Below are 26,346 nucleotides of genomic sequence, written 5' to 3' on the forward strand. Positions count from 1 at the left end.
GACGTCGATCGGTCATGTTGATGGCTTCGCCAGATGGCGCGCTTCGGCGCTACTATCACAGCGCCGGACCGCCCAGCGCAAATCCCTATCTATCTGCCGACCCCAACCCGTTTCGGGACGGACTGCTAGAGGGGGCAAGTATCTCGGCAGAAGGCACCGCTGCCGACCGGCGCATGAAAGTGGTGGCGCAGGAACCGGCGGCTTCCTCAGGCGGCATGGCGGGCGATACCTGTCTCGCCGCCCTGGGTTGTTCGCAGCGTGGCGCGAGTCGGTAGGCCGTATACGCGCCGGTCTGGTGCCGCTCCGTCACCTCGTAGCTGGCCGTGAAGGTCGCTAGCCAAGACGCCGATTGGCCGTCCTCGATCACCAGCCAGCCCGGCCGCGCGAAGCGCCGCGCACCTCGCCGGACCACCCGCTCCATAATCGCCGGCGGCAGCAAGCTGTAATTCGCGACGTTGTTCACGCCGGTCCAGGCCTCGCCAGCCGGATGGCGCGGCAACAGCATCGTCGCGCTTACCAACACTGGCGCCCCCTCGCCGCGCGAACGAACCCAAGCCAAGGCCGCCGCCGCCTCCGCCGATCGGCCGGCCGGCAGCCCCGCATGGCGGTCCAACAGCGTGGCGGCATCCGCACCTTCGAAGCCGATCCGCGACAGCAGCCGCGAAGGCCCTATCTCGAACGCCTTCCCGCTGCGCCAGACCTCCAGCCAGCCCCCCCCGCCGAGCGACGCGCCCCAGGCGACGATGCCCGCCATCACCGTGCGAGCGAAACCGCCGATCAGCCGAGGCCCTGCCACGACCGCCGCAGCGGTCAAGCTAACCACCAGAAATGGCAGGATGTTCAGGATATTGTTGTCGTGGCTGCGCCCCAGGAAATAGCAGGCCGCCGCCATCAGGCCTAGCAACGCTGCATTCGCCTGACGGATGTTGAGCGCCGATCCCCTCACCATCGCCACCATCGCGGCCAAGGCGGCGCCGACGGCGAGCCACATCGGACCCAACAAATTGGGCGACAGCGCGCCAGGCGGGTTCGCCACATAGGTTAGGTAGCCGGCCAGCGACGGCCAATCGCCAAACCATAGCCGAAACGCAAAGCTCGCTGCCGCCAGCGCCAGAACCGTGGTCCCCAGCGCTTGTCCCACGCAGCGCAGCACCGGCGCGACCGCCCGAACGCCGGTCGCGCGGCCGCCATCCACCATCCGCAAGGCCAGACACGGCCAACGAATCAGCGTCACGCAGTATGCGGCTTCTGGCGACCACAGCAGGCCCAGCAGCCACAGCGCTGTCTCCCACCCGTCCCAGACGACACCTCGTCGGTTGTTGCGCAGGACGCGCAGCAGCAGCGCCGAGACCGGCAAATAGCGCAAACCGCCAACCGAGGGCGTCGCGAGGCCGCCAAGCCAATCCGGAGGATAGGCGGTCCATAGCGTGACCGCTGCCACCAGTGCCAACACCGCCAGCGCCGTCGCCCCGATCGCCGCCGGCCGCGCGATGATCAGCACACAGCCTCCGAGCGCCAGAAGATGCAGCGTATTGGTCGCCGCGACGACCGCATACATGCCGGTCCAGCAATCTTCGCCGCATGCGGCGGCGATCAGCAGCGTCGGGCCAATTCCGTACTGCACAAGAAAATCCCGGTATGGAATCCCACCCGAGAGCAAACCCTCCACAGGGGCGATATAGGCGCTCCAATGGTGCCACAGCACCCAAAAGGCAGTAGGCGCCGCATAGACGCCGGTCGAGGATGCCGAAACGATTCCGACCGCGCCAAGCAATATGAGCACGATGGCCCGCGTGGCCCGCCCGGCGTCCCGCGTCACCAGCCGCGCCAATGCGGCAATGCCGAACCCAGCGACAATGAAGCCGCCAAGTCGCCATGGCCCCAGCACGGAGCCGGCATCCCACCAGACCATCGTCGAAAGCAGCGGCAGTGCCGCCAGCCCGCCCAGCGCCGGCGCCAAACTCCGCCCCGCCAGAGGCACCACCAGCAGCGGCCCGACCAGCAGCGGGACCACGCCTAGGTTCAACCCCCGCGACCAGAATATCGCGGCGGCGAGCGCCACAATGCCGGCGCCAAGCGCGACGTCCATCGAGACGGCGCGGAGGCGCGGCCAACAAGCGAGCAGAAACGGGAGCGCAGCGCTGGCGGCAAGCAAGGCGCCATAACCGCCGATTAACCAAGCCTTGCCATCAAGCAACAACGCGGAATCCTTAGTTATCTGCGGCTACCTATACGACATCGATGAGGGCAGGGAGTGCCGACCTCCTCGCGCTCCGAATTAGAGGTAGCATTCCAAAATTGCGCGCGCGCTTCGCCCCATCGGGGGCGGCTGAGACCAGCGAGAAACAAAACGCCAGACGGAGTCGGCAAGAGGTCCGCAGTCCATGGGTCCGCAAATTAAGAGCGCGACCACGTCAGCTAAGCCATTGACTGATTTGGCGTCCCCGGCGGGATTCGAACCCACGGCCCCCAGATTAGGAATCTGGTGCTCTATCCGGCTGAGCTACGGAGACCCGGCCCGGCTATAGCATCCCGCGCGCAGCCCTGGGAGATGCGCCGGCACCTTACCCCGGGCCCAGCACCAGCGCTGGCGGCGCGCCATCCCCCCCCGCCGCCCCCAGCCGCACCCGCCATCCCGCGCCGTGGGCCAGCGCGACCAACCAAGGCGCCAGCACATAGCGCGCCGTCATTGCCTCGCTCAGGGCCGCACCCTCCAGCGCCGCCGGCAGCGTCGCCGGCCACGCCGCGTTGCGCCCCTCGACCCGCAGTTCGAACCCCGCGGCCCCACCCTCCAGCGCGACCGTCCCGCCTCGCGGCAGCGCCTCCGCCGCCAGCAGCACGGCCGCCACCAGCATGGCCGAGGCGTTCGGCTCCAGCGCCAGCCCGTGGTCGAGTGCCGCCGTCAGCAGCGTGCGCCGCTCGGCCAGCGCCGGGGTCAGCAGCGCCACGATCCCCACCCCGTCGCCCGGCCCGCTGCCGGCGAGGGCGCGCATCACCATCAGCCGCCCGCGCATCACGCCTGCCGCTTCGCGCGCCAGCGCCAGCGCCTCGGCATCACCGGCCTCGGGTGCGGCGACGAGGTCGAGCGCGCCCACCATGGTGCCGAGCGAGCCGCTCAGGTCATGGCAGAACCGCGCGCAGAGAAGCTGGGCCAGCCGGGTCTCAGGTGCCAAGGCGTCGATCCCTCACGTGGCGCCGCTATGCAGGCGGCGCGGGCGCAGTATACCGGCCAGCCTGAACCGGATTTGCTAACAAATCATTCCGAACGGAGTCGACGCCCAGGATGCCGCCCCGATGACCAGCATGATCCAGCCGGGCATGCGCGTTCGCCACCCCGGGCAGCCGGATTGGGGCGTCGGCCAGGTGCAATCCGTGGTCGGCGACCGGGTGACGGTGAATTTCGAGAATGCCGGCAAGCTGCTGATCAACACCGCCGTCGTCAGCCTCGACGTCGAGGATGACGCGCCGCGATGACCGCCGAACTTCTCGAGGGGCTGGTGTCGTGGCGGATGCTGGCCGCCGCCTGTGCTGTCGTCGTCGCAGGGCTCATGCGCGGCTATGCCGGCTTCGGCACGGCGATCCTGCTCGCGCCGATCTTCTCGGTGCTGTGGGGGCCGCGCGCGGGCATCCCCATCCTGCTGATCATGGAGATGCTGGTCTCGGTGCAGCTGGTTCCCAAGGTCTGGCGGCAGGCGAACCAGCGGGTGATCCTGCCGCTCGGCCTGGCCGCGTGCCTCGCCACGCCGTTCGGCGCCTATGTCCTGCTCACCGCCGATGGCGTGGTGCTCAAGCGCGTGATCGGCGCGCTGGTGCTGGTGTTCGGCGTGCTCATCCTCTCGCCCTGGCGCTATCGCGGCACCCGCCCGCTCGGACTGAACATCGCGGTGGGCACCGTCTCGGGGCTGATGAAGGGTGCGACGGGGATGAGCGGGCCGCCGGTGATCCTGTACCTGCTCTCGGGGATGGAGGCGGCGCGCGAGCACCGGGCGAACCTGATCCTGTTCTTCGCCACCATCGCCATCGTCTCGGTGCTGCCGCCGCTGATCGCCGGGCTGATCGACCTGACCGTGGTGGTGCGCACCCTGGCCCTTCTGCCGGTGATGCTGGTCGCGGTGCCGATCGGGGCGCGGCTGTTCCATGTGGTGCCCGAGCGCTGGTACCGCCGCTTCGCCTTCGCCATCCTGGTGCTGGTGGGCGCCATCGCGTTGATCGCATGAGGGGCTTGCCATTGTGGGGGTCGGGGGACCAAATCCCCCCCATGCCGCTCATCGACCCCTTTGCCCGCGCCATCAGCTACCTGCGCGTCTCGGTCACCGACCGGTGCGACCTGCGCTGCGTCTACTGCATGGCCGAGGACATGACCTTCCTGCCCAAGGCGGAGATCCTCTCGCTCGAGGAGCTGGACCGGCTGTGCGGCGCCTTCATCGCCTTGGGCGTCGAGCGCATCCGCCTGACCGGCGGCGAGCCGCTGGTGCGCAAGAACGTCATGCAGCTGGTCCGTGCGCTGAGCGCCCGGCTGGGCGAGGGCGGGTTGCGCGAGCTCACGCTCACCTCCAACGGCACCCAGCTGGCGAAATACGCCGAGGAGCTGGCGCGTGCGGGGATCCGCCGCATCAATGTCAGCATGGACACGCTGGACCCGGCGGCCTTCGCCTCGGTCACGCGCTGGGGCAAGCTGGACCAGGTGCTGGACGGCATCTTCGCGGCCAAGGCTGCCGGCATCGCCATCAAGATCAACGCCGTGGCGCTGAAGGGCGTGAACGAGCACGAGTATGACCGCATGCTCGCCTGGTGCGGCGAGCACGGCTTCGACCTGTGTCTGATCGAGACCATGCCGATGGGCGATATCGGCGGCGACCGCACCGACCAGTACCTGCCGCTCAGCCGCGTCCAGGCGCGCCTGCAGGAACACTGGACGCTGGAGCCGACCGACTATCGCACCGGCGGCCCCGCCCGCTATTTCAACGTGCGCGAGACCGGACGGCGCATCGGCTTCATCACGCCGATGACCCATAACTTCTGCGAAAGCTGCAACCGCGTGCGGCTGACCTGCACCGGCACGCTGTACATGTGCCTGGGCCAGGAGGATGCGGCCGATCTCCGCCGGCCGCTGCGCGACGCCGGCACCGATGATGCGGGGCTGCATGCCGCCATCCGCGACGCCATCGCCCGCAAGCCCAAGGGCCATGACTTCGTCATCGGCCGGCGCGAGGACGGTGCGGCGTCGCCGCGGCATATGAGCGTGACGGGGGGCTGACATGACCGAGTACCTGGGGGCGCTCGCCGCCCGCCTCGCCATTCCCGGCCTGCCGGACTGGACCGGCCTCGTGCTGCTGCTGCTGGTGGCGCTGGCCGGCCTTGCCTTCCTGCTGATGCCGTTCTCGGTGTTCGGCCTGAAGGGCCGGCTCGACGTGATCGAGGCCCAGCTCGAGGATCTGCGCGCCGAGCTGCGCGCCCTGCCCATGCGACTGAACGACGCGCCGCGCCCGCGCGGCCGCTCGGTCGAGGAGGATTGGGTGGAACCGCCGGCCACGCCGCGCAACACCGCCCCGCCGCGCAGCGCGCCGCCGGTGCCCCCGCCGCCGGCCTGGCCCGAGGCGCGCGGCAGCCGCGCCGAGCCCAAGCTGGACTGGCCGCCCCGGCGCTGATCCCCCCCGGCTGGTAAAATTCCGCGAAGCGGCCGAAAACCGCCGGGAAGCTCCTCCATCCCGCCGAGGTCCCCCGCATGCGCATCAGCGTCATCCAGATGAACCAGGGCAGCGACAAGGCGAAGAACATCGCCGATGCGGAGCAGCTGATCGCCGCCGCCTGCGAGTCCGATCGCCCACACTTGGTCACCCTGCCCGAAACCTGGACCAACCTCGGCGGCGGGCGCGAAGCGCGCGAACGTGCGGCCGAGATCCTCCCCACCCCCGGCGAGGAAGGCGGGCCCGCCTATGAGGCGATGCGCGCCATCGCGCGCCGCCACGAGATCCATGTCCACGGCGGCTCCATCGTTGAGAAGGGGATGGAGAAGCTGTTCAACACCACGCTGGTGTTCGACCCCGAGGGCGTGGAGATCGCGCGCTACCGCAAGATCCATTTGTTCGACATCACCGGCCCCGACGGGACGGGCTACCGCGAAAGCGCGCTGTATGGCGGCGGCGACCAGATCGTCACTTTCGCCGCCCACGGCATCACCTTCGGCTGCACCATCTGCTACGACGTGCGCTTCCCCGAGCACTACCTGGCCCTACGCCGCGCCGGCGCCGAGGCGATCTTCATCCCCTCCAACTTCACCCTGATGACCGGCAAGGATCACTGGGAGGTGCTGATGCGCGCGCGCGCCATCGAGACCCAGTGCTGGATCATCGCCGCCGCCTCCACCGGCAGCTACGAGGAGCGCGGCGCCCAGCGCCAGGTCTATGGCCATTCGCTGATCGCCGATCCCTGGGGCCATGTGGTGGCCAAGTGCTCCGACGGCGTGGGCTTCGCCACCGCGCATCTGGACGCAGCACTCACCGCACGCGTGCGGCGCGACATGCCCGTGCTCGACCATCGGCGCCTCGCGTGAGTTTTTCCCTGCTCGCGGCCCCGACCGAAGCGGCGCAGTCCGCGCGCGCGCGACTCAAGGCGCTGCACGGCGACACCCCGCCCGACAAGGCCGACATCATCGTCGCACTCGGCGGCGACGGCTTCATGTTGGAGACGCAGCACCGCTTCCTCGGCCAGAACCGGCCGATCTACGGGATGAATTGCGGCTCGGTCGGATTCCTGATGAACGATTACCGCGAGGATGACCTGCCCGTGCGCCTCGCCGCCGCGCAGGAGGCGCTGCTGCACCCGCTGCGCATGATCGCGGAATCCGACACCGGGCGGCGCACCGAGGCACTCGCCATCAATGAGGTATCGCTGCTGCGCGAGACGCGCCAGGCGGCGAAGCTGCGGATCCTGGTCGATGGCAAGCAGCGCCTCGCGGAGCTGATCTGCGACGGCATCATCGTCTCGACCCCCGCCGGGTCCACCGCCTACAACCTCTCCGCCCACGGGCCGATTGTTCCCCTCTCCGCCAACCTGCTGCCGATGACGCCGATCTCCGCCTTCCGCCCGCGTCGATGGCGCGGCGCGCTGCTGCCCTCCGAAGTGACGGTGGTGTTCGAAATCCTCGAAGCCGAGAAGCGCCCGGTGGCGGCGGTGGCCGACTACACCGAGATGCGCGACGTGCGCCGCGTGGAGGTGCGCGAGGATCGCTCGGTCTCGCTCACCCTGCTGTTCGACCCGGACCATGGGCTGTCCGAACGCATCATCGCGGAGCAGTTCACGGTCTGACGAGGCGCCCGATCAGGCTCGGAATGTGCTCGCGGAAGGCGAAGAAGCCTTTCGTCGCCAGCGGCCAGCAGGCCGCATCCCAGTCCCGCATCACGCGGTGCAGCCGAATGCCGTGCGCGGCGAGCGCATCGCCAAGCGGCGCCATCGCATCGGCGACCCAGCCCACCGGCGCGTAAGGCGTCACCAGGTCGCGCAGGCCGGTGCGCAACCCCCAATCCACCACGCCGTCAATGGCAAGGCCCTCGCCCGGCACGCCGAAATGTGCCTCCGCGCGATGCAGGGCGTCGGCCATGGCCGCCTGCGTGAAGCCGATCACGCCAGCGGCCACGGGACGGGGCGAGCGCCGCGCCGGCAGCGCGAACCCGGCCAGCGCCACCACCCGCGCGGCCCCCAGCCCCAGGCTTTCGGGATGCAGATCATCCTCATGCAGCAGCAGCCCCACCGGCCCGTCCGGGGGGATGTCGCCCGGTGCGAGCCGCATCGGCGGCGGCGGTTCGGGCGCGGCGATGGCAGTCGGCGTCTCGTTCAGCTGGCCCACCGGGTTGAAGCGCCCCGCGGTGAACCGGGCGATGTTGTCCGCCCGCGCCGCGTAGGGATTTCCGCGGGTCTGGATGCCGGCCACCCAACGCCAGGACAAGGTGTTGGACGCCGCATCGCCATCGAGCAGATGGCGGAGGAAGAAATCCGCACCCAGCACCCAGGGCAGGCGGAGGGTGAAGATCCAGATGCTGGCGAACCACATGCGCGCGTGATTGTGCAGGTATCCGGTCTCGCGCAATTCGCGCGCCCAGGCGTCGAAGCAGGCGATGCCGGTTTCCCCCGCGACGGCCGCGACGTAATCCGACGTCGCCTCCGCCGCGGCGAGCTCGGTCCGGTAGGACGCCCAGACACCCGGCCGCAGCTCCAGCCAGCCCTTCCAGTAGCTGCGCCAGAACACCTCGTGGATGAATTTTTCTGCCCCCTCCGCGCCGTGCGCGTCGAGCGCCGCGAGCACCAACTCGTGCTCCATGACCAGGCGGTGCCGCACCCAGGGCGAGAGGAGCGAGACGTCGCGATCGGCGCCGGCGCCCGGGTCGTGATTCCGCCCCTCCGCATAGGCCCGGCCCATGCGCGGCGCGAAGCGCGCGAGCCGCGCCAAGCCGGCCGCCCGGCTCGGTGTCATCATGTCGGTCGTGCCCTCTGCCAATGCCTTGCGCGCCACGCGCTGGCGCCGATCCGTCCAGCCCCTAAGTTAGCGCCATGCCCGATCCCGCAATCCTCTGGTTCCGCCAGGACCTCCGCCTCGCCGACAACCCCGCGCTCGTCGCTGCCATCGCGGCGGGGCCGGTGCTGCCGGTCTATATCCTCGACGACGACGCCGCCGGGCCATGGGCACCGGGCGGGGCGGGGCGGTGGTGGCTGCATCACTCGCTGGCAAGCCTCGGGGATGCGCTGAAGGCCACGGGCGCCCCGCTGACCCTGCTGCGCGGGCGGGCGGAGACGCTGATCCCGGCCCTCGCGCAATCCGTCGGCGCGACGCAGGTCCATGCCGGCCGCCTCGTGGAACCTTTCGCCCGCGAGCGCGACCACCGCATCGCCGAAGCGCTGGGCGCGGTGGGTGCGACGCTCACCCTGCACACCTCATCCCTGATCGCCGAGCCGCACCGCATCCGCTCCGGCGCGGGCACGCCGTTCGCGGTCTACACGCCGTTCAGCAGGGCGATCTTCGCGCTTGGCGAACCGGACGCGCCGCTACCGGCGCCAAAGCGCATCGCCGGCGTGCCCCCGGCGCCGGACAGCCTGACCCTCGACGCGCTCGACCTCCTGCCCAGCCGCGACTGGGCGGACGCCTTCCCCGAGCTCTGGACCCCCGGCGAGGACGGCGCGGCCGCGCGGATCAAGCGCTTCACGCCCAAGGCGCTGAGGAGCTACGGCGACGACCGCAATGCGCCGGGCATCGCCGGCACCTCCGGCCTCTCGCCGCATCTGCATTGGGGCGAGGTCTCGCCGCGCCAGGTCTGGCACGCGGCGCGGGAGGCGGGTGCGGAGGGGCAGGACACCTTCCTCAAGGAAATCCTGTGGCGGGAGTTTTCCTACCACCTGCTCTGGCACCGGCCGGAGTTGCCGGAGACGCCGCTGCGCAAGGAGTTCGAGCGCTTCCCCTGGAAGCGTGACGCCAAGCTTTTGCGCGCCTGGCAGCGCGGCCAGACCGGATACCCGATCGTCGATGCCGGCATGCGCCAGCTCTGGACCCATGGCTGGATGCACAACCGCGTGCGCATGATCACCGCGAGTTTCCTGATCAAGCACCTGCTGCAGCCGTGGCAGGATGGGGCTGCGTGGTTCTGGGACACGCTGGTCGATGCGGACCTCGCCTCCAACAGCGCCTCCTGGCAATGGGTGGCGGGGTCGGGGTCGGACGCCGCGCCGTATTTCCGGGTGTTCAACCCGATCCTGCAGGGCGAGAAATTCGACGGCGCCGGCGCCTATGTGCGCCGCTACGTGCCGGAATTGGCCGCGCTGCCGGACAAGCTGATCCAGCGCCCCTGGGAAGCGCCGCCCGAGCTGCGGGCGACGGTCGACTACCCCGCGCCGATCATCGCGCATGATGAGGGCCGCGCGCGCGCCTTGGCGGCCTTCGCGTCCCTGAAGGGATGAGGCCCTTCACGCGCGACGACCTGCGCGCGCGCGGTTTCACAGGCCTGCGCGTGGTCGGCGACGTGCATGGCGAGGCAGCCGCGTTCGAGGCCGCCTGCGCGGGGGCGACGGCCGACCGCTTGTTTGTGGTGCAGCTGGGCGACCTGACCGACCATGGGCCGGACAGCCCCGCGGTGCTGCGGCGCATGTTCGGGCTGATCGATGCCGAGGCGGGGCTGTTCCTGCTCGGCAACCATGACCACAAGCTGCGCCGCGCGTTGGTCGGCGCGAAGGTGGACACGGCGAACGGCCTGGCCCTAACGCTCACGCAGATCGAGGCCGCGCCCGACCGCGAGGCGCTGGTCGCGCGCACCATCGCGGAGATCGCCCGCGCCCCGGCCTGGCTGCGGGCGGGACCGTCCTTCTTCGTCCATGCCGGCTATCACGATGCCATGCTGCACAACCCACCGCCCGAGGATGCCGGCGCGCGCAAGCCGGATGGCGTGGTGACGCGCGCCCTGTTCGGCCAGGTCACCGGCCGCCTGCGTGCGGACGGGTTTCCGGAGCGGTTGCATGAATGGATCGTGCGTATCCCCGCGGGCCTCACCGTCTATTGCGGGCACGAGGTGCGCAGCCGCGACGGGCTGCCCTACCGGGAGGGTAATGCCGTATTCCTGGACACGGGGGCGGGTAAGGGCGGGCACCTCAGCTGGGTGGATTTGCCCTTCTGAATCACCAGAGCAGCGGGTTGCGCAGCATCGCCGCGATCTTCTCCGCCGCGATCGCCAGCAGCTTCTCGCCCTTCTCGGCACTGGCGGTGCGGGCATCGCCGACCACACCGCTCGGGGTGATCGCGGCGAAGCTTTTGCGGCGGTAGAGGTTGGCCGGCTGGCCCTCGACGCGCGTCGTCATCGGGCCATGCGCCTCGGGCAGCATTTCGGGCCGCACGCAGCCCGGCGCCAGCGCCATCACCATCGAGGTCTCGGCCTCGCAGGCGTGCATGACGTTGCCCTGCGTCTCCAGCACCGGCGCGAAGGCGTCGCCGATGATGTGCCAATAGGTGCCCGCCGCCACGGGGATGCCCAGCTCGATGGAGAGTTCCGAACCCGCGACAGCGACGGCCTCGGCATTGCCGCCATGCCCGTTGAGCAGCATCACGCGGGTGAAGCCGGCCCGTGCCGCGGATCGCACCACGCCGCGGATCACCCCAAAAAAGGCGGCGTAGTCCAGCGTCACCGTGCCGCCGAAGGCCATGTGGTGCTCGGCGAGGCCGGTCCAGATGCACGGCGTGACCACCGCTTCCTCGCCCAGGATCGCGGCGACGCGGGCGGCGACGCCCGTCGCGCAGAGGATGTCGACGCCGGTCGCCAGATGCGGCCCGTGCTGCTCCAGCGAGGCCACCGGCACGATCACCATTGCGCCGGCCTTGGCCCGCGCGTTGAGCTCGGCGGCGGTGAGGCGCATCCATTCATTCTCGGCCATCACGTGTACCCCTTCATCAGATCGCTTTCGAGGAAAGCCGCTGCCTGGGCGCGGATGTCGCGCAGCTTGGCCGGCGCCATTCTGCGCAGCCCCATCAGCGGCATCGCCATGCGCGGGTTCTTGGCGAAACGCTCCGCGTGGCGGGCGACAAAATCCCAGTACAGCGCGTTGAACGGGCAGGCATCGGCGCCGACCGCCTTCTTCACGTCGAAGGCGCAGCCGCGGCAATGGTCGCTCATCCGGTTGATGTAGGCGCCCGAGGCCGCGTAGGGCTTTGACGCCATCACCCCGCCATCGGCGAACAGCGCCATGCCATGGGTGTTCGGCAGCTCGACCCATTCATAGGCGTCAGCGTAGACCACCAGGTACCATGCGTTCACCGCGACGGGATCGAGCCCCGCGATCAGCGCGAAATTCCCGGTCACCATCAGGCGCTGGATGTGGTGGGCGTAGGCGCGGTCGCGCGTCTGGGTGATGGCGGCGCGCAGGCAGGCCATCGGCGTGTCGCCGGTCCAGTAGAATTCAGGGAGCGGGCGGGTGGCCTCCAGCGCGTTGGTCTGCGCATAGCCTGGCATCTTCAGCCAGTAGAGCCCGCGCACATATTCGCGCCAGCCGAGGATCTGGCGGATGAAGCCTTCCACGGCGTTGAGCGGTGCCTGCCCGTCGCGCCAGGCATCCTCGGCCGCGTGGCAGCATTCGCCCGGCAGCAGCAGCCCGGCATTGAGGCTGGTGGAGATCAGCGCGTGGAACAGCGTCGCCTCGCCCTCGGCCATCGCGTCCTGATAGTCGCCGAACTGGGAGAGGCGATGGGCGACGAAATCATCGAGTGCGGCGCGCGCATCCGCCGCGGTGACCGGCCAGTCGAAATCCTCGGCCGCGCCGAAATGCGCGCCGAAGCGGGTGGCGACCAGCGCCATCACCGCGCGCGTGACGGCATCGGGCGGGAAGCGTTGCGGGCGCGGCGGTGCCACGTCGCGCGGCAGCGGGCGGCGGTTCTTCGCGTCGTAGTTCCAGGCCCCACCGGCGGGTTCGTCGCCCTCCATGAGCAGGCCGGTCCTGGCGCGCATCTCGCGGTAGAAGAACTCCATGCGCAGCTGCTTGCGCCCCTTCGCCCAGCCGGCAAAGCCATCCAGGCTGCACAGGAAGCGCGTATCGGCGCGGATCTCCACCGGCACGCCCGTCGCCGCCTCCCAACCGCGCATCGCCTCGCGCACGCGCCATTCGCCGGGCTCGGTCGAGATGATCGCGTCGGGCTTCAGGCGCCGCGCGGCGCGCAGGACCTCGCCCGAAAAGCTGCCGGAATTGTCCGCATCATCGAGGCGCACATAGGCGATGCGCACGCCGCGCGCCTCCAGCTCGGCCGCGAAATGCCGCATGGCGGAGAGCACCAGCACGATCTTCTGCGCGTGGTGCGGGACGTAGGTGCACTCCTCCTGCACCTCCATCATCAGCACCGTGTCGCGGGCGGGATCCAGGCCATCCAGCGCCGAGAGCGAATGCGAGCACTGGTCGCCCAGCACCACGCGCAGCGCGCCACTCATGCGGGGGCGTATTCGATGTCGTTGCCATCCTCGCCGCGCGCGGAGAAGCCGACCCAGCGGCCGGCCGCGTCGTAGCGCGCCACCGCCTCCACCTCGCCATGGCACACACGCGCCTCGCGCCCGACTTCCCAGGTGATCGCCAGCAGCTTGCCCGTCGTGGTGCCGAAGATCGGCACCCGCCCCAGCCTCTGCGGTTCCCACCATGACAGCGGCGCGGCCTCGGCCGGCAGGCGCTGCGGGCCCTCGGTGCCGTCCAGCAGCACCGCGCCCGCCACCGCCTCGCCGCGCACCTCCACGATGCGGCCGTTGCGGTTGAGCCGCGACGTCACGCGGCGGAAGCGCCCGCCCTCCGTCACCTCCTCGTAGCGATGCTCGAAGCGGTAGACGACGATGCCCAGCACGCGCGGCACGACGAGGAATTCCGAGGTCGCAACGCGCTCGCGCCCGGCCTGGGCGAAGTGGACGGTGTGGGTGCCGACCTGCTCGCCGCGGCGCATCACACGGAAGCTGAAGTCGCCCTCCTCGGCGCGTGCGCGGGCCGCCAGCAGCAGCGCCGGGGCCGCGAGGACCGCGCGGCGCCGCGTGCCGCGCGACCGCTCCTGGATGACCTCGCCATCGCCCATCGCCATCATCGCCTCGCCTTCCGCCACCGCGGCCATCGATCCGGCCCACGCGAGGGCAAACTGCGCGCGATCGCCGTCGCGTCAAGCCTTCGTAACCGAGCGTTGCGCGGCAGGCGCGTCGGTCGGGGCGCGACAGGGCGCGGCGCGCATGGCATGATCGCGCCCCATGCGCCAACTGCTCCTGCTGCGGCACGCCAAGTCATCCTGGGATGACCCGAAGCTGCCCGACCACGCCCGCCCCCTGAATGCGCGCGGCAAACGCGCCGCATCGGGCATGGCGCGCGCCATGCGTGAGCTGGGCCTTTCCCCCGACGTGGTGCTGGTCTCCTCGGCCAGGCGGACGCTGCAGACGCTGGAGGCGCTGGCCCCGCTGCCGGACAGCCCGATCATCATGCCGATGGACGATCTCTACCTCGCTCCCTGGACGCGCCTGCTCGAGCTGGTCCGCCGGGTGCCGGAGACGGTGCGCTCCGTGCTGCTGATCGGCCACAACCCCGGCCTGCACGACCTGGCCCTCGCGCTCCCTGGCCCCGGTGGCCTTGCCAGCGCGCCGGCGCTGCGCCTGGCCGATGCCTACCCGACCTGTGGCCTCGCGGAATACTCCGTCGCCCTGCCCTGGCCGCAGCTGGAGACCGGCGGCGGCCGCCTGGTCCGCTTCCTCCCCCCCGCCGACCTGCCCGAGATGGCGGGCTGAGCATGCCCGACCAGGACGTGCCGACGGCCGAGATCATCGAGATCCCGCCGCCGCCCGAACCGCCGGCGGCGGCGAGCCTCACGCTCGAGGTTGCGCTACCGCCCGAGGATGCCGCGCGCCTGTCGCGCCTGCCGGCGATCGCGGCCCGGCGCAACGGGCGCAGCCGCGGCGCAGCCGAGAGCCTGCTCTGGCTCGACACCCCGACCGGGACGCTCGCGGCCGAGGGCCTCGCGCTGGAGCAATCGCCGCGCGGGCAGCGCAGCCTGATCCGCGCCCTGCCCGCCCCGCACGGTGCGAGCCACCCCGGCGCCGCGCCCGAGACCCTGCCGATCGAGACGCTGCCCGAATGCGCGCCCGAGGCGCCCTACATCTCGATCGCCGCCTTCGACGGCCGCCGGCTGAGCTTCACCCTCGACGACCCGGCCGGACCGGTCACCGCCATCCTGCGCACCGGCAAGCTGCGCGCGGTGGCTGCCGAGCGCGAGATCGCGCGCCTCACGCTCACCGGGCCGCCCGGCGCCGTCGTCGCCATGATCCAGGCGATCGCGGCCGAGCTGCCCGCCCTGCCCCCGCTCGCGAGCCTCGCCGAGGAAGCCCGGGCGCTGGCCCACGGCATCCCCGCCCGGCCGCGCCGGCGCGGCGCGCCCGATCTCGCGACGGCGGAGACGGTGGCCGACGCCCTGGCCCAGGCGAGCGGGCATCTCGCCGATGCGGTGCTCGCGATGGCCCCCCTGGTCGGCGCCGATGCCGGGCCCGAGGGCGTGCACCAGATGCGTGTCGGGCTGCGCCGCCTGCGCTCGATGCTCAAGCTGATGCGCAAGGCCGCCGACGGACCGGCGCCGCGCGCGCTGGAGGACGGTCTCAAGACCCTGCTCGCCTATCTTGGCCCGGCGCGGGACTGGGACGTCTTCACCCGCGGTCTCGGCGCCCAGGTGGCCGAGGCGATGCCCGGCAACCGCCCGATCGCGCAGTTCCTCGACGCCGCCGAGCAGCGCCGGCAGGAAGCCTATGTCGCGCTCGAGGCTTTCCTCGCGGGGCCTGGGTATCGCGCCATCGCCTGGGAGCTGGCGGCGTTTCCGGCGACCCTCGCCTGGCGCGAGGGCGCATCGGCGGATGCGCTGGCGCTGCAGGCCACGCCGCTCGAGGCGTTCGGCGCCCACCTGCTCGGCCGCCGCTGGAAGGGGCTCGCCCGCGACGCCGCCGGGATGGAGGCGATGGACGGGGAGCGCCTGCACGAGATGCGGCTGGACGCGAAGCGCCTGCGCTACGCGGCGGAACTCTTCGCACCCCTGTTTGCCCCGCGCCGAACGCGACGTTTCCAGAAGCGCCTGGCGGCCTTGCAGGAGGCGCTGGGGCTTGCCAATGACGCGACAGTGGCGTCCAATCTGGCGCAGTCACTGGCCAATGGCCGCGCAGAGCGGTCCTTCGCCATCGGTGTCGTGACCGGATGGGCGCAGGCTCAGGCGGTGCGAATCCGTCGGGATGCCGAGGATACCTGGACCGCGCTTGACGCTGCCGGACCCTTCTGGTAGCCGCCATTCACGTTTCAGTGAGATGTCTGCCGCATTGCGGTATACTGTTACGCTGACCGCTTCGGAGCTGCTCGATGTTGCCGAGACGCCGGATATTCCGCCCTGCACCCTCCGCCAGACGCCTTGGCGGGGCTTTCGCCGTGTTCACGGTCGCCGCCCTCACCTCCCTGCTCCTGGGACTTGGCCTGCCGACGAACCTGTTCGGTTCGGCGCCGCGCGAGCAGGAGTGGTCGGCGCAGTTTGGCGACGTGCGGATCGTCGATGGCGAGACCCTGCGCCTGGGTGAACGCGTCCTCCGCCTGGCCAATCTCGACGCGCCCGAGCGGGGGCAGAGCTGCCGCGACGCGGGCGGGGCGCGGTTCGATTGCGGGGATGCCGCCGCCGCTGCCCTCGCCAGGCTCATCGCCGGCCGCCCGGTGATCTGCCGCGTCTCCGGCCGGGATAGCTTCGGCCGCGGCCTGGGCAGTTGCAGCGCTGGCGGGCTCGATCTCAATGCTGGCCTCGTGGCATCCGGCTTCGCGGCGGCCGATGGCGCGAGCCTGCGGCTGGTCGAGCAGGAGGCCCGGCGCGCGGCGCGCGGCCTGTGGGCGGGCACCACCCCGGCCTGGACGCAGCGCTAGGCGCACCGCTTCGTGGGGCTTGGTTAACGGCCTGTCAGGTTTGCCATTTCGGCCCGCCTGCCGATATCGTGCGGTGCAACATGCGGCCGCCAGCCGCGCCCTCGCCAAGGATCCATGCCATGAGCCAGCCGGCCTATAAATCCGTGACCATGACGCTCGACGGCACCAACAAGAGCCTGACCTTGCCGCTGGTCAGCGGCACGCTCGGCCCGCAGGTCGCCGATATCCGCAAGCTGTACAACGAGCTCGGCGTCTTCACCTACGACCCCGGCTATGGCGGTACCGCCGCCTGCGACAGCAAGATCACCTATATCGACGGCGACGAGGGCATCCTGCTCTACCGCGGCTACCCGATCGCGCAGCTGGCCGAGCAGAGCGACTTCGTCGAGGTCGCCTACCTGCTCATGCATGGCGAGCTGCCCTCGCCGGCGGAGCTTGCCGAATTCACCACCGGCGTGACGCGCCACACCATGCTGCACGAGCAGATCCGGAATTTCCTGAACGGCTTCCGCCGCGACGCCCACCCGATGGCCGTCATGTGCGGCGTGGTCGGCGCACTCGCCGCCTTCTACCACGACAGCCTCGACATCCATGACCCGGAGGTGCGGCGCATCTCGGCCTTCCGGCTGATCGCGAAGGTGCCCACGATCGCCGCCTGGGCGTACAAGTATGCGCTCGGCCAGCCCTTCATCTATCCGCGCAACGACCTCAGCTACGCGGCGAACTTCCTGCACATGCTGAACTCGGTGCCGGCCGAGCCCTACGAGGTCTCCCCGGTGCTCGCGCGCGCGATGGACCGCATCCTCGTCCTGCATGCGGACCACGAGCAGAACGCGTCCACTTCGACCGTGCGCCTCGCGGGCTCGACCGGGGCGAACCCCTTCGCCTGCATCGCGGCCGGGATCGCGGCGCTGTGGGGCCCCGCCCATGGCGGTGCCAACGAGGCGGTGCTGAAGATGCTGGCCGAGATCGGCCATGTCGACAACATTCCCGCCTTCATCGCGAAGGTGAAGGACAAGAACTCCGACGTGAAACTGATGGGCTTCGGCCATCGCGTGTACAAGAACTTCGACCCGCGTGCGCAGATCCTCAAGCAGAGCTGCGACGAGGTCCTGAAGGAGCTCGGCGTCAACGACGAGCCGCTGCTGCCGCTCGCGATGGAACTCGAACGCATCGCGCTGACGGACGAGTATTTCATCTCGCGCAAGCTCTACCCGAACGTCGATTTCTACTCGGGCATCATCCTCAAGGCGATGGGCATCCCGACGTCGATGTTCACGGTGATCTTCGCCGTGGCGCGCACCGTCGGGTGGGTCAGCCAGTGGAAAGAGATGATGGAGGACCCGACCCAGCGCATCGGCCGCCCGCGGCAGGTGTATACGGGTGCAACCACGCGCGACTACGTGAAGCTCGACGCCCGCGCCTGAGCAAGCATTGGGGGGTGGGTTCACCCCCCAAATTGCTCGCCGTCGTCGCGCCGGCCCATGCAGCGCGACTGACCGGATCCAGTCCGGAACGAAATCACATCAGAACAGAAACGAAGAACCACGCGGGAGGCGTCATCTCGCGTGCGTTCTATTGGCTAGCGGCTGGCTGCGGGTTGGCTGCTGATTCATGCATGACTCAATTGATTCGATTTGATTCTGAACACAACTTATGCGGGAAAAACCTTGATAGCATCATTCGAAAGTCTCTTGATTTTGTTCCAAATTATAACGAATGATGAATCTCTGAGTTGCAAATCTTTGTGAGAACTCAACCTATGAACGCAATCTCCCGCCCTTTCGGTCCCAAGCCTTTTGACAACCTCGTGCGCACCCGACTGCAAGCCTGGCCGCAGCACCCACCCGGCGCACCCTTCCCGGGCCGCTGGCTGCGCGGGCGCCCGGGCAACGACATCACCTCCCAGCCCTACCTGAAGCTGCCCGGCAGCCGGAACATGCGCACCATCCCGGACGGGCTGTGGCTCTGTTTCGGGCCGAACCCGGACGATCCCTATGTGGACATCCTCTGCATCGAGGCCTGCTCGACCACGCAGAACATGTTCGACAAGCGCGCCCGCTTCGCGCCCAGCACCTGCTCGCTCCAGGTCTGCTGCCCGCTGCCCTGGCTGTTCAACGACACCGAGGACCAGCCTGTGGACGGCTTCCCGCCCGGCACGCCGCGCTGGCGCATCGTCGGGCTGCACAAGCACGAGCCGACCCAGGCGCTCATCCTGCCGGTGCGCGACCTGCGCGTGATTTACGGGCTGCGGGGGAAGAACTACGAAGGCTTCGCCCGGCACCAGGTGGCCCATGGGCACGAGTTCTTCTGCCCGATGGAGGCGCTGACCGCGCAGGATGGGCATGAGAACCCCGCGCTGCGCAGCCTGATCGCGCGGGCCTCGGTCAGTGCGGCGTTCATGCATCACGCCTGAGCCGCAAGACCAGGCGCGCCACGCGTGCTTGCATCCGCGGGATGTTTGGTTCATCGGCCGGGTGGAACGCCCCTGGAGACAGCCTTCATGCACGATGACGCGGCACGGATGGGGGGCACCCGCCTCGGCATGCTCACGCCCTCCTCCAACACCGTGCTGGAGCCCGCGACGGCCTGGCTGCTGGCGGGCACGCCGCACACTACCGCGCATTTCCAGCGGCTGCGGGTGCTGCGCATCGGCATGGACCCGGCGCTCAACGCGCAGTTCGACACCGCGCCGATGGTCGCTGCCGCCGAGTTCCTGGCCGACGCACAGGTCCATGCGCTGTGCTGGAACGGCACCTCGGGGTCCTGGCTCGGCCTGGACGCCGACCGCGCCTTCTGTGCCGCGGCCACAGCCGCGACCGGCCTGCCCTGCATCACCGCCACACTCGCGCTGCACGACGCGCTGGCCGCCCTCGGCGCCCGGCGCATCGCGCTGGTGACGCCCTACCTTGCGGAGATCCAGGACGCCATCGTCGCGAACTTCGCCGCCGCCGGCATCGCCACCATCGCCGAGCGCCATCTGGAGGACCCGGGCAATTTCAGCTTCGCCGGCCATCCCGCCGCCAAGGTGGACGCCCTGGTCCGCGAGGTCGCGGCGGAGCGGCCGGACGCCATCATCATCCACTGCACCAATTTCCGCGGCACCGAAGGGGCTGCCGCCATCGAGGCGGAGACCGGCGTCCCGGTGCTCGATTCCATCGCCGTGTCGCTCTGGGGCGCGCTGCGCGCGGCCGGTGCACCGACCGCGCCGCTGGCCCGGCACGGGCGCCTCTTCACCCTGTAGGGCTTCCGTTCCAGACTGCCTCCCGAAGGCCCGGACCAACCGGCCTAGACGAGGAGGACGCCCATGCTGCGCCGCGCCGCGATCGCCGCCATCCCGCTCGCCCTCGTCGCGCTGCACGCGCTGGCGCAACCCTACCCCAGCCGGCCCATCACCATCGTTGCCGCCGGTGCCGCGGGCGGTCCCACGGACACCATCGCCCGCATCACCGCCGAGGCGCTCGGGCGCCAACTGAACAACACGGTGGTGGTGGAAGCGATCGGCGGCAGCACGACCGGTCCCGCCCGCGTCGCCCTGGCCAGGCCCGATGGCTACACCCTGCTGATCAACAATATCGGCCTGGCGTCGCAGGCCACGCTCTACCGCCGCCTGTCCTACAACCCGCTCACCAGCTTTGCCCCGCTGGGCCTCGTCTCCGATGCGGCGATGACGGTGGTCGCGCGCACCGACTTTCCCGCCGAGGACATGCGCGGCGCGATGGCGGACCTGCGCCAGCGCGGCGATGCCGTGAACTTCGCCGCCGCCGGGCTGGGCTCGGCCGCCAACCTCTGCGCGCTGCTGGTCCAGGGCGCGGCCGGCACGCAGGCGACCATGGTGAATTTCCGCGGCACCGCGCCGGCCATCGCCGAACTCATGGCCGGCCGCGTCGACCTGCTCTGCGACCAGGCGACCAACACAGTGTCCTTCATCCGCGACGGCCGGGTGCGCGCGCTCAGTGTGAGCAGCCCCGCCCGCCTGCCCGGCCTGCCCACCATCCCCACCACCGCCGAGGCGGGCTTTCCCACCATCGCCATGTCCACCTGGCACGGCTTCTACGCCCCCGCCGGCACGCCCGAGCCCATCCAGGAACGGCTCTCGGCCGCCTTGCGGGGCGCCATGGCCGACCCCGCCCTGCGCCGCCGCTTCGCCGACCTGCTGACCGACCCCGCCACCGAGGAGCGCGCGACCATCGCCTTCCACCGCGCCTTCCTCGCCGAGGAGGTGGCGCGCTGGCGCCCGGTCATTGAGGCCTCCGGCGCCTACGCAGACTGAGACTCAGCACCGCAGCGGCTCAGAATTCATCCGACCGAGGGTTTGCGACCCTCCTCCGCCGCCCCATGCTAGCCGCATGGCATTCCTGTTCCGCTTTCTCGGCCGCTGCGTGCTCGCCCTCGCCCTGCTGATCCCGGTCGCGGTGTCGGCCGCCGTGGGCCTCGTCTGGTGGACGCTGCCGCCCGAGCATGCCGAGGTGCGGATCCCCACGCTCGACGCCCCCGTGGCCGTCACGCTCGACACGTACGGCATCCCGCTCATCCGCGCGTCCACCGAAGCCGATGGCAACCGTGCGCTTGGCTGGATGCACGCGCGCGACCGGCTGTTCCAGATGGAGATGATGCGCCGCGGCGCCACCGGGCGGCTATCCGAGATCGCCGGCACCGCCACGCTGCGTCTGGACCGCTTCACCCGCCTGCTGGGCCTCGCCCAGCGCGCGGAGGCCGATTTCGCCACCCTGCCCGAACCCACGCGCGCAGCGCTCACGCAATATGCCGAGGGCGTGAATGCCTGGATCACGGCGCATGGCCGCTTCGCCGCGCCCGAATTCCTCATCCTCGGCGCGCCCGAGCCCTGGCGGCCCGCCGACAGCCTGCTCTGGGCCAAGGTGATGGGGCTGTGGCTGTCGGGCAATTGGCGCGAGGAAATGAACCGGATGCGCCTGGTCGGCCGCCTGCCGCCCGAGCGCATCGCCGAGCTCTGGCCGAGGGACACCACCCAGGGCCGCCCGGACGAGGCCGAGCAGCGCGCGGCGCTGCCGGGGTTGGATCGCCTGGCCGCGCAGATCCCGGTCTTCGGCATCGACGCGCCGCTGCCGGCCTCGGCCTCCAACGCCTGGGCGGTCACCGCGGCGCGGGCGGCGGGCGGGGCGCCGATGCTGGCCTCCGACCCCCACCTCGCCTTCTCCGCGCCCATCCTGTGGTACCTCGCGCGCATCGAGCTGCCGGAGGGGCGCTTCCTCGCGGGGGCGACGGCGCCGGGAACGCCTTTCGTGGTGATCGGGCGCAACCGCGACCTCGCCTGGGGCTTCACCACCACCCAGTCCGACACCCAGGACCTGGTCTATGAGCGCGCGGCGGGCACCGGCTACGCCACGCCGCAGGGGCCGCGCGCCTTCACCACGCGCACCGAGACCATCGCCATTCGCGGTGCGCCGAGCGAGACGCTGACCGTGCGCGAGACCCGCCACGGGCCGGTGCTGACCGACCTCGACCCGGCCCCGCGCGCCGACGGGCTGATGATCGCGATGGCCATGGCGAACCTCGCGCCCAACGACACCGCGGCGGCCGGGCTGCTCGCGCTCAACCGCGGCACCACGCTCGCCGATGCGCGCGCGGCGGCGGCCCTCATCACCTCGCCGCCGCAGAACATGATGGTCGCCGCGCGCTCGGGCGAGATCGCGATGTATCTTACCGGCCGCACGCCGCTCCGCCGCTCGGGCGACGGCACCCGGCCCTTCGAGGGCTGGAACCCGGGCCAGGGCTGGTCCGGCTTCGTGCCGTTCGACGCCATGCCCCATGTCGAGAACCCCACCTCCGGCCTGCTCGCCAACGCCAACAACCGGCCCTCGCCGCCGGACCATCCGGTCTTCCTCGCCGCGAGCTTTCCCGGCAGCTGGCGCTTTCAGCGCGCCATGGCGCTGCTCAACGCGCGGCCGCAGCACAGCACGGCCGATTTCGCGGCGATGCAGGTGGACACGCTCTCGCTCTTCGCGCGCGCGATGCTGCCGGCGCTGGCGACCATGCCCCGCCCGGAGGGGGCGGCGGGTGCGGCGCTCGACCTGCTGCTCGCCTGGGATGGGCAGGCGAGTGCCGCGCTGCCGCAGCCGCTGATCTTCAACGCCTTTATGGAGCGCTTCGGGCGCTGGGTGATGCGCACGGCCGGGCTGGCGGAGGACGTCCACGCCCCGAGCCAGGAATTCCTCGCCGCGGTGCTGGACGGGCGCCTCGCCCACTGGTGCGGCGCGGCCGGCTGCGGGCCGCTGGCGGCGACGGCGCTGGGCGAGGCGGTGCGCGCCATCAGCCGAGAACAGGGCCCCGACCCCGCCGCCTGGCGCTGGGGCGCGGCCCATGCGGCGCGGTTCGAGCATCCGATGCTGCGCTTCATCCCCGCACTCGCGGCGTTGACGCGGATGGAGGTCCCGGCCTCCGGCGATGGCGACACCTTGCTGCGGGCTGGATTCCGCGGCGAGGATTTCACCGCCATCCACGGCGCCGGATTGCGCGCGGTGTTCGACCTCTCCGATCCCGACGGCACGCTGGCGGTGATCGCGTCCGGGCAATCCGGCCATCCGATGAGTCGGCATTGGCGCGATCTGCTGCCGGCCTGGCGGGATGGGCTGGTGCTACGGCTGGATGGGCGCGGGACCGGCGGCGGGAGCGTGGTGCTACGGCCGCAATAACGCACTCACGGCGCGTGCATCGGCCCGTTCAGCGCCGGCGCGTGTAGGCGTACCGGTTCGCGAGCCACATCACGCCGGTCCCGTCCGCGAGCATGAAGCGCTGCTCCTTGGCGTCGTGGTCGGCATCGAGCTCGATGACCGCCTGGTCCATCGACACCATCTGGCCGGTCACCCCCGCGCCCGGACCCGCAAGGGCGAAGGGTTCGAAGACGACCGTGAAGCGCCCGTCCTGCCCGCGTCCGAAACTGGTCGCCCACATGATGCCTACCGGGAAGCGAGCATCCATCGAGACGTATTTCCAACGGCCTTCGACGCGGTTGAAGCTGAGATAGTCGATCCGCCGAAAGTCGGACCCGGGTGGTCCCGGCGGGAAGGTGATGACCTCCTGGAGGATGGAGCCCACCGTGGTCCGCTCGGCCACGGCCCGGATCGTCGTCGGCTCCGCCCCGGGCGCAGACCAGGATGTCAGGACGACGTCATAGGTTCCGATGCGCTGCGCGAGGCGCGCATTCTCGGAGCCAAGCTCGTTCATGCGAACCTCGGCGCTTGGGGCCGGCTGCGCGAAACCCACCGCGGGTGCGGCAATGGAGGCAAAAATCAGCGCGCAGAGCCGAAAACGGGAGGACATGGCGATCCTTTGACACCGAGCGTTCAAAGGCAAGAATGCCAGCGTCTCGGCAGTGTCATGATTTCGGGCCTGAAACGCAGCCTTCAAGCCCTGGACGAGCGGCTGCCGTCGTTCGGGCCGCGCCCGGTGACGCGGGCCGGATCTCAATCGATCCGCCCGATCCGCTGCACCACGGCTGCCAGCCGCGCCGCATCCGCGGCCGCGAAGCGCGCGAAGGCGTCCCCTTCCCTGAAGTCGATGGCACTCCCCGCCGCCGTCAGCGCGCGTACCACGTCGCCATCCTGAACTGCGGCCGCAAACCCCGCGCGCAGTCGCGCGGCGATGGGCTCCGGCGTCGCGGCTGGCGCGTAGGCGCCGCACCAGATGTAGTATTCGACGCCGGCAAAGCCCTTGGACAGAAGCGTCGGCACCTGCTCGAGCCCGGCGATGGGGTTGGCCCCCCAGCTCGCCAGCACCCGCAGCCTTCCATCCCGCACGTGCGGCGCGATGGGCCCAGGGCCCGAGGCCAGCGCCTGCACCTGGCCGCCCAGCAGCGCCGTCAGCGCCGGCCCGCCGCCCTGGAACGGCACGTGCAGCAGTTCCACATCCGCCGCCGCCGCCAGCATCGCCATCGGCAGATGCAGCGCCGAGTAATTGCCCGACGACGAGAACGGGATCGCCCCCGGCCGCCGCTTGGCATCCGCCAGAAACTCCTCCAGCGTCTGCCAGGGTGCGGCCGCCGGCACCGCCAGGAGCACCGGGTCCGCCGTCACCAGTGCGAGCGGCTGCAGCTGGTCCAGCGTATAGGCCGGCGCCCGGCCGAACAGCCGCGCCGCCTCGGGCAGCACCACCACCGAGGACAACGCCATCAGCACCGTCAGCCCATCCGGCGCCGCGCGCGCGACCGAGGCATTGCCGATCTCGCCGGCCGCGCCCGGGCGGTTCTGCACCGGCACCGCCACGCGCCATTGCCGCTCCAGCGAGGCCGCGACCGGGCGCGCCACCACATCCGCCTGGCCGCCCGGCGGGAAGGCCACCACCATCGTCACCGGGCGGCCGGGGAATTCGCCCTGTGCGCGGGCGCCAGGCGCTGCGGCGAGGCTCAGGGCGCCCAGCGCGGCGCGGCGGGTGATGGTCATCATGGCAATTCCCTCAGGACACCGGCACGAAGGCCGCGCCGCGCAATTCCGACAGCACGCCGTCATGGATGCCGAACCGGAAGCCGGCAAGCTCAAGCTCCCCCGACGCCACCGGCCCGGCGATCCAGGGAAAGGTCATCAGGTTGGCGAGCGACAGCCGCACCGCCGCCTCCTCGCCCCAGGTGAGCGTCGCCTCGCCGCTCAGCCCCACGGGGATGCATTCTAGGATGGAGTGCGCCATCCCCACCCAGGGACCCACGAAATCGCTGGCCTCCGGCGGCACGCCCTCGACGATGCCGCGCACGCCCCCGCACAGCGCGTGGCCCAGCACCACGATGCGCCGCACCTTCAGCACCCGCACCCCGTACTCCAGCGCCGCGCTGGTCCCGTGGCACCCGCCATCCGGCGCATAGGGCGGCACCTGGGCGGCGATATTGCGGACCACGAACAGCTCGCCCGGTGCCGCACCGAACACCGTCTGCGGATCGACGCGGCTGTCCGAGCACGCGATCACCATCGTCGCCGGGTTCTGGCCCAGCGTCAGCGCCTCGTAGTGCGCGCGCGCTGAGGACCAGGTTTCGGCCCGGAAGCGGCGATAGCCGTCGAGCAGCCGGTTCATGCGACGGTATTCTCCAGCACGCCGATGCCGGTGATCTCGATGCGCACCACGTCGCCCTTGGCGAGGAAGCGCGGCGGGTTGAACCCGATGCCCACCCCCGCCGGCGTGCCGGTCGCGATGACGTCGCCAGGCTCGAGCGTGATGGCGGCCGAGATCGCGACGATCAGCGTCGGGATGTCGAAGATCAGGTCGGAGACCGGCGCGTGCTGCCGCTGCTCGCCATTCACCCAGGTGGTGACCATCAGCGCGCCGGGGTCGGGCACCTCGTCGGCGGTCAGGATCGCGGGACCCATCGGGCAGAAACTGTCCAGCCCCTTGCCCAGGATCCACTGGCTGTGCCGCTTCTGCAGGTGCCGCGCGGTCACGTCGTTGACGATGGTGTAGCCGAACACGTGCTTCATCGCGTCGGCATGCGCGATGCCGCGCCCGCCCTGCCCGATCACCACCGCCAGCTCGCCCTCGTAGTCGAGCCCCGCGGTCGGATCGAGATCTCCCAGGATCGGCTCACCCTGCGCGATGATCGCGGTGTGCGGCTTGGTGAACACCACCGGGAACGGCGGCACCACATCCTTCGCCCCGCCATCGAAGCCGGAGCCCGCGAACTCCTTCGCATGCTCGTGGTAGTTCTTGCCCACGCAGAACACGTTCTTCGGCGGGCGCGGGATCGGCGCCATCAGGATGGCGTTGGGCACCACCGGCGCCTTGAGCGCGGCGGCCTGCGCGCGCTCCAGCATCGCGGCACCGCCGGCGATCAGCGCGGGCATGTTGTCCCACGAGACGGCGGGGTCGACGGCGGCCAGGTCACGCACCGCCCCCTCCGCATCGAGGGCCCCGATGCGCTCGCCGATGTTGCCGGGGCGCTTGTAGGTGACGAGACGCATGGCGAGACTC

Annotated in this window: 26 protein-coding genes and 1 tRNA gene; 16 read left to right on the plus strand and 11 right to left on the minus strand. The window is 70.6% G+C overall.

Translation table 11 applies throughout. The features are described from left to right. Positions 1 to 85: 85 nt before the first annotated feature. The 3 genes from GXW79_RS12225 to GXW79_RS12235 form a co-directional block, all read right to left on the minus strand. Positions 86 to 2,200 (minus strand): hypothetical protein, encoded by a 2,115-nt coding sequence (locus tag GXW79_RS12225; protein WP_211874678.1) that lies wholly within the window; start codon positions 2,198 to 2,200, stop codon positions 86 to 88. Positions 2,201 to 2,436: 236 nt separating this feature from the next. Continuing rightward, positions 2,437 to 2,513: transfer RNA gene (locus tag GXW79_RS12230), tRNA-Arg, on the minus strand. A 51-nt stretch (positions 2,514 to 2,564) separates the two neighbouring features. Then, the gene (locus GXW79_RS12235; RefSeq protein ID WP_211874679.1) at positions 2,565 to 3,173 is read right to left on the minus strand and encodes a histidine phosphotransferase family protein; all 609 of its coding nucleotides are present in this window, start codon (positions 3,171 to 3,173) and stop codon (positions 2,565 to 2,567) included. A gap of 121 nt (positions 3,174 to 3,294) precedes the next feature. Here GXW79_RS12235 and GXW79_RS12240 point away from each other — a divergent pair, with 121 nt between their 5' ends. The 6 genes from GXW79_RS12240 to GXW79_RS12265 all read left to right on the plus strand — a co-directional run bounded on the left by GXW79_RS12240 (position 3,295) and on the right by GXW79_RS12265 (position 7,308). After that, entirely contained in the window at positions 3,295 to 3,474 is a 180-nt protein-coding gene (locus GXW79_RS12240) for a DUF3553 domain-containing protein (RefSeq protein WP_211874680.1), read from the plus strand. Continuing rightward, positions 3,471 to 4,217 (plus strand): sulfite exporter TauE/SafE family protein, encoded by a 747-nt coding sequence (locus tag GXW79_RS12245; RefSeq protein WP_211874681.1) that lies wholly within the window; start codon positions 3,471 to 3,473, stop codon positions 4,215 to 4,217. The genes GXW79_RS12240 and GXW79_RS12245 overlap by 4 nt, the downstream gene beginning before the upstream one ends. 41 nt (positions 4,218 to 4,258) lie before the next feature. After that, entirely contained in the window at positions 4,259 to 5,257 is a 999-nt protein-coding gene (gene moaA, locus GXW79_RS12250) for a GTP 3',8-cyclase MoaA (RefSeq protein ID WP_211874682.1), read from the plus strand. A gap of 1 nt (position 5,258) precedes the next feature. Continuing rightward, positions 5,259 to 5,648 (plus strand): hypothetical protein, encoded by a 390-nt coding sequence (locus GXW79_RS12255; protein ID WP_246503956.1) that lies wholly within the window; start codon positions 5,259 to 5,261, stop codon positions 5,646 to 5,648. A gap of 77 nt (positions 5,649 to 5,725) precedes the next feature. Then, entirely contained in the window at positions 5,726 to 6,553 is an 828-nt protein-coding gene (locus GXW79_RS12260) for a carbon-nitrogen hydrolase family protein (RefSeq protein WP_211874683.1), read from the plus strand. Then, on the plus strand, positions 6,550 to 7,308 hold the full coding sequence (locus GXW79_RS12265) for an NAD kinase (protein WP_211874684.1): 759 nt from the start codon (positions 6,550 to 6,552) through the stop codon (positions 7,306 to 7,308). The genes GXW79_RS12260 and GXW79_RS12265 overlap by 4 nt, the downstream gene beginning before the upstream one ends. Here GXW79_RS12265 and GXW79_RS12270 read toward each other — a convergent pair. Next, positions 7,298 to 8,473, minus strand: a complete 1,176-nt coding sequence (locus tag GXW79_RS12270) for an FAD-binding domain-containing protein (RefSeq protein ID WP_211874685.1) — start codon at positions 8,471 to 8,473, stop codon at positions 7,298 to 7,300. The two genes, GXW79_RS12265 and GXW79_RS12270, sit on opposite strands and share 11 nt — an antisense overlap. 74 nt (positions 8,474 to 8,547) lie before the next feature. Between GXW79_RS12270 and GXW79_RS12275 the strand changes: the two genes are divergently transcribed. Continuing rightward, on the plus strand, positions 8,548 to 9,945 hold the full coding sequence (locus GXW79_RS12275; RefSeq protein ID WP_211874686.1) for a cryptochrome/photolyase family protein: 1,398 nt from the start codon (positions 8,548 to 8,550) through the stop codon (positions 9,943 to 9,945). Then, positions 9,942 to 10,655: a metallophosphoesterase gene (locus GXW79_RS12280; RefSeq protein WP_211874687.1), complete on the plus strand. Its 714-nt coding sequence runs from the start codon at positions 9,942 to 9,944 to the stop codon at positions 10,653 to 10,655. Before GXW79_RS12275 ends, GXW79_RS12280 begins: the two co-directional genes overlap by 4 nt. A 1-nt stretch (position 10,656) precedes the next feature. Here the strand turns inward: GXW79_RS12280 and GXW79_RS12285 are convergent, their stop codons facing one another. Genes GXW79_RS12285 through GXW79_RS12295 form a run of 3 tightly spaced genes read right to left on the minus strand, consistent with a single transcriptional unit; the run spans position 10,657 to position 13,606 of the window. Then, a complete protein-coding gene (locus tag GXW79_RS12285) occupies positions 10,657 to 11,406 on the minus strand; it encodes a creatininase family protein (protein ID WP_211874688.1) in 750 nt (249 codons plus the stop codon). Further along, the gene (locus GXW79_RS12290; protein WP_211874689.1) at positions 11,406 to 12,947 is read right to left on the minus strand and encodes a cryptochrome/photolyase family protein; all 1,542 of its coding nucleotides are present in this window, start codon (positions 12,945 to 12,947) and stop codon (positions 11,406 to 11,408) included. Before GXW79_RS12290 ends, GXW79_RS12285 begins: the two co-directional genes overlap by 1 nt. Continuing rightward, positions 12,944 to 13,606 (minus strand): DUF6134 family protein, encoded by a 663-nt coding sequence (locus tag GXW79_RS12295; protein WP_211874690.1) that lies wholly within the window; start codon positions 13,604 to 13,606, stop codon positions 12,944 to 12,946. Before GXW79_RS12295 ends, GXW79_RS12290 begins: the two co-directional genes overlap by 4 nt. 130 nt (positions 13,607 to 13,736) lie before the next feature. Here GXW79_RS12295 and GXW79_RS12300 point away from each other — a divergent pair, with 130 nt between their 5' ends. The 8 genes from GXW79_RS12300 to GXW79_RS12335 all read left to right on the plus strand — a co-directional run bounded on the left by GXW79_RS12300 (position 13,737) and on the right by GXW79_RS12335 (position 23,090). After that, entirely contained in the window at positions 13,737 to 14,264 is a 528-nt protein-coding gene (locus tag GXW79_RS12300) for a SixA phosphatase family protein (RefSeq protein WP_211874691.1), read from the plus strand. 2 nt (positions 14,265 to 14,266) lie between these two features. Next, positions 14,267 to 15,796, plus strand: coding sequence for a CYTH and CHAD domain-containing protein (locus GXW79_RS12305; protein WP_211874692.1), 1,530 nt, complete (start codon positions 14,267 to 14,269; stop codon positions 15,794 to 15,796). Positions 15,797 to 15,936: 140 nt separating this feature from the next. Beyond that, positions 15,937 to 16,416 carry a thermonuclease family protein gene (locus tag GXW79_RS12310; protein ID WP_211874693.1) on the plus strand — a complete coding sequence of 160 codons (480 nt, stop codon included), beginning with the start codon at positions 15,937 to 15,939 and terminating at the stop codon, positions 16,414 to 16,416. Positions 16,417 to 16,535: 119 nt separating this feature from the next. Beyond that, positions 16,536 to 17,843 carry a citrate synthase gene (gene gltA / locus GXW79_RS12315; protein WP_211874694.1) on the plus strand — a complete coding sequence of 436 codons (1,308 nt, stop codon included), beginning with the start codon at positions 16,536 to 16,538 and terminating at the stop codon, positions 17,841 to 17,843. A gap of 383 nt (positions 17,844 to 18,226) precedes the next feature. Next, positions 18,227 to 18,832 (plus strand): hypothetical protein, encoded by a 606-nt coding sequence (locus tag GXW79_RS12320; RefSeq protein WP_367614894.1) that lies wholly within the window; start codon positions 18,227 to 18,229, stop codon positions 18,830 to 18,832. Between the two features lie 87 nt (positions 18,833 to 18,919). Continuing rightward, positions 18,920 to 19,660: a maleate cis-trans isomerase family protein gene (locus GXW79_RS12325; RefSeq protein ID WP_211874696.1), complete on the plus strand. Its 741-nt coding sequence runs from the start codon at positions 18,920 to 18,922 to the stop codon at positions 19,658 to 19,660. Between the two features lie 63 nt (positions 19,661 to 19,723). After that, positions 19,724 to 20,689, plus strand: coding sequence for a tripartite tricarboxylate transporter substrate-binding protein (locus GXW79_RS12330; protein WP_211874697.1), 966 nt, complete (start codon positions 19,724 to 19,726; stop codon positions 20,687 to 20,689). Between the two features lie 76 nt (positions 20,690 to 20,765). Next, a complete protein-coding gene (locus GXW79_RS12335; protein ID WP_211874698.1) occupies positions 20,766 to 23,090 on the plus strand; it encodes a penicillin acylase family protein in 2,325 nt (774 codons plus the stop codon). Between the two features lie 28 nt (positions 23,091 to 23,118). Here GXW79_RS12335 and GXW79_RS12340 read toward each other — a convergent pair whose 3' ends face one another. From GXW79_RS12340 to GXW79_RS12355, 4 genes are all read right to left on the minus strand, one after another. Next, positions 23,119 to 23,718, minus strand: a complete 600-nt coding sequence (locus tag GXW79_RS12340; RefSeq protein WP_211874699.1) for a hypothetical protein — start codon at positions 23,716 to 23,718, stop codon at positions 23,119 to 23,121. A gap of 143 nt (positions 23,719 to 23,861) precedes the next feature. Beyond that, a complete protein-coding gene (locus GXW79_RS12345; protein ID WP_281414726.1) occupies positions 23,862 to 24,839 on the minus strand; it encodes a tripartite tricarboxylate transporter substrate binding protein in 978 nt (325 codons plus the stop codon). A 10-nt stretch (positions 24,840 to 24,849) separates the two neighbouring features. Next, positions 24,850 to 25,455, minus strand: a complete 606-nt coding sequence (locus tag GXW79_RS12350; RefSeq protein WP_211874700.1) for a carbonic anhydrase — start codon at positions 25,453 to 25,455, stop codon at positions 24,850 to 24,852. Next, complete coding sequence (locus GXW79_RS12355; protein ID WP_246503958.1) at positions 25,452 to 26,336, minus strand: fumarylacetoacetate hydrolase family protein; 885 nt, start codon at positions 26,334 to 26,336, stop codon at positions 25,452 to 25,454. The genes GXW79_RS12350 and GXW79_RS12355 overlap by 4 nt, the downstream gene beginning before the upstream one ends. Between the last annotated feature and the right edge of the window lie 10 nt (positions 26,337 to 26,346).

The sequence above is a fragment of the Plastoroseomonas arctica genome (assembly GCF_018128965.1).
Taxonomy (GTDB): domain Bacteria; phylum Pseudomonadota; class Alphaproteobacteria; order Acetobacterales; family Acetobacteraceae; genus Plastoroseomonas; species Plastoroseomonas arctica.

Bases quoted from the DNA above. Each gene is read 5' to 3' on its own strand.
- GXW79_RS12335 (WP_211874698.1), top strand. From the start codon at position 20,766: ATGGCATTCCTGTTCCGCTTTCTCGGCCGCTGCGTGCTCGCCCTCGCC.
- gltA (WP_211874694.1), top strand. From the start codon at position 16,536: ATGAGCCAGCCGGCCTATAAATCCGTGACCATGACGCTCGACGGCACC.
- moaA (WP_211874682.1), top strand. From the start codon at position 4,259: ATGCCGCTCATCGACCCCTTTGCCCGCGCCATCAGCTACCTGCGCGTC.
- GXW79_RS12290 (WP_211874689.1), bottom strand. From the start codon at position 12,947: ATGAGTGGCGCGCTGCGCGTGGTGCTGGGCGACCAGTGCTCGCATTCG.
- GXW79_RS12295 (WP_211874690.1), bottom strand. From the start codon at position 13,606: ATGGCCGCGGTGGCGGAAGGCGAGGCGATGATGGCGATGGGCGATGGC.
- GXW79_RS12330 (WP_211874697.1), top strand. From the start codon at position 19,724: ATGCTGCGCCGCGCCGCGATCGCCGCCATCCCGCTCGCCCTCGTCGCG.
- GXW79_RS12255 (WP_246503956.1), top strand. From the start codon at position 5,259: ATGACCGAGTACCTGGGGGCGCTCGCCGCCCGCCTCGCCATTCCCGGC.
- GXW79_RS12350 (WP_211874700.1), bottom strand. From the start codon at position 25,455: ATGAACCGGCTGCTCGACGGCTATCGCCGCTTCCGGGCCGAAACCTGG.
- GXW79_RS12275 (WP_211874686.1), top strand. From the start codon at position 8,548: ATGCCCGATCCCGCAATCCTCTGGTTCCGCCAGGACCTCCGCCTCGCC.
- GXW79_RS12300 (WP_211874691.1), top strand. From the start codon at position 13,737: ATGCGCCAACTGCTCCTGCTGCGGCACGCCAAGTCATCCTGGGATGAC.
- GXW79_RS12325 (WP_211874696.1), top strand. From the start codon at position 18,920: ATGCACGATGACGCGGCACGGATGGGGGGCACCCGCCTCGGCATGCTC.
- GXW79_RS12305 (WP_211874692.1), top strand. From the start codon at position 14,267: ATGCCCGACCAGGACGTGCCGACGGCCGAGATCATCGAGATCCCGCCG.
- GXW79_RS12340 (WP_211874699.1), bottom strand. From the start codon at position 23,718: ATGTCCTCCCGTTTTCGGCTCTGCGCGCTGATTTTTGCCTCCATTGCC.
- GXW79_RS12260 (WP_211874683.1), top strand. From the start codon at position 5,726: ATGCGCATCAGCGTCATCCAGATGAACCAGGGCAGCGACAAGGCGAAG.
- GXW79_RS12355 (WP_246503958.1), bottom strand. From the start codon at position 26,336: ATGCGTCTCGTCACCTACAAGCGCCCCGGCAACATCGGCGAGCGCATC.
- GXW79_RS12285 (WP_211874688.1), bottom strand. From the start codon at position 11,406: ATGGCCGAGAATGAATGGATGCGCCTCACCGCCGCCGAGCTCAACGCG.
- GXW79_RS12245 (WP_211874681.1), top strand. From the start codon at position 3,471: ATGACCGCCGAACTTCTCGAGGGGCTGGTGTCGTGGCGGATGCTGGCC.
- GXW79_RS12270 (WP_211874685.1), bottom strand. From the start codon at position 8,473: ATGATGACACCGAGCCGGGCGGCCGGCTTGGCGCGGCTCGCGCGCTTC.
- GXW79_RS12280 (WP_211874687.1), top strand. From the start codon at position 9,942: ATGAGGCCCTTCACGCGCGACGACCTGCGCGCGCGCGGTTTCACAGGC.
- GXW79_RS12240 (WP_211874680.1), top strand. From the start codon at position 3,295: ATGACCAGCATGATCCAGCCGGGCATGCGCGTTCGCCACCCCGGGCAG.
- GXW79_RS12345 (WP_281414726.1), bottom strand. From the start codon at position 24,839: ATGATGACCATCACCCGCCGCGCCGCGCTGGGCGCCCTGAGCCTCGCC.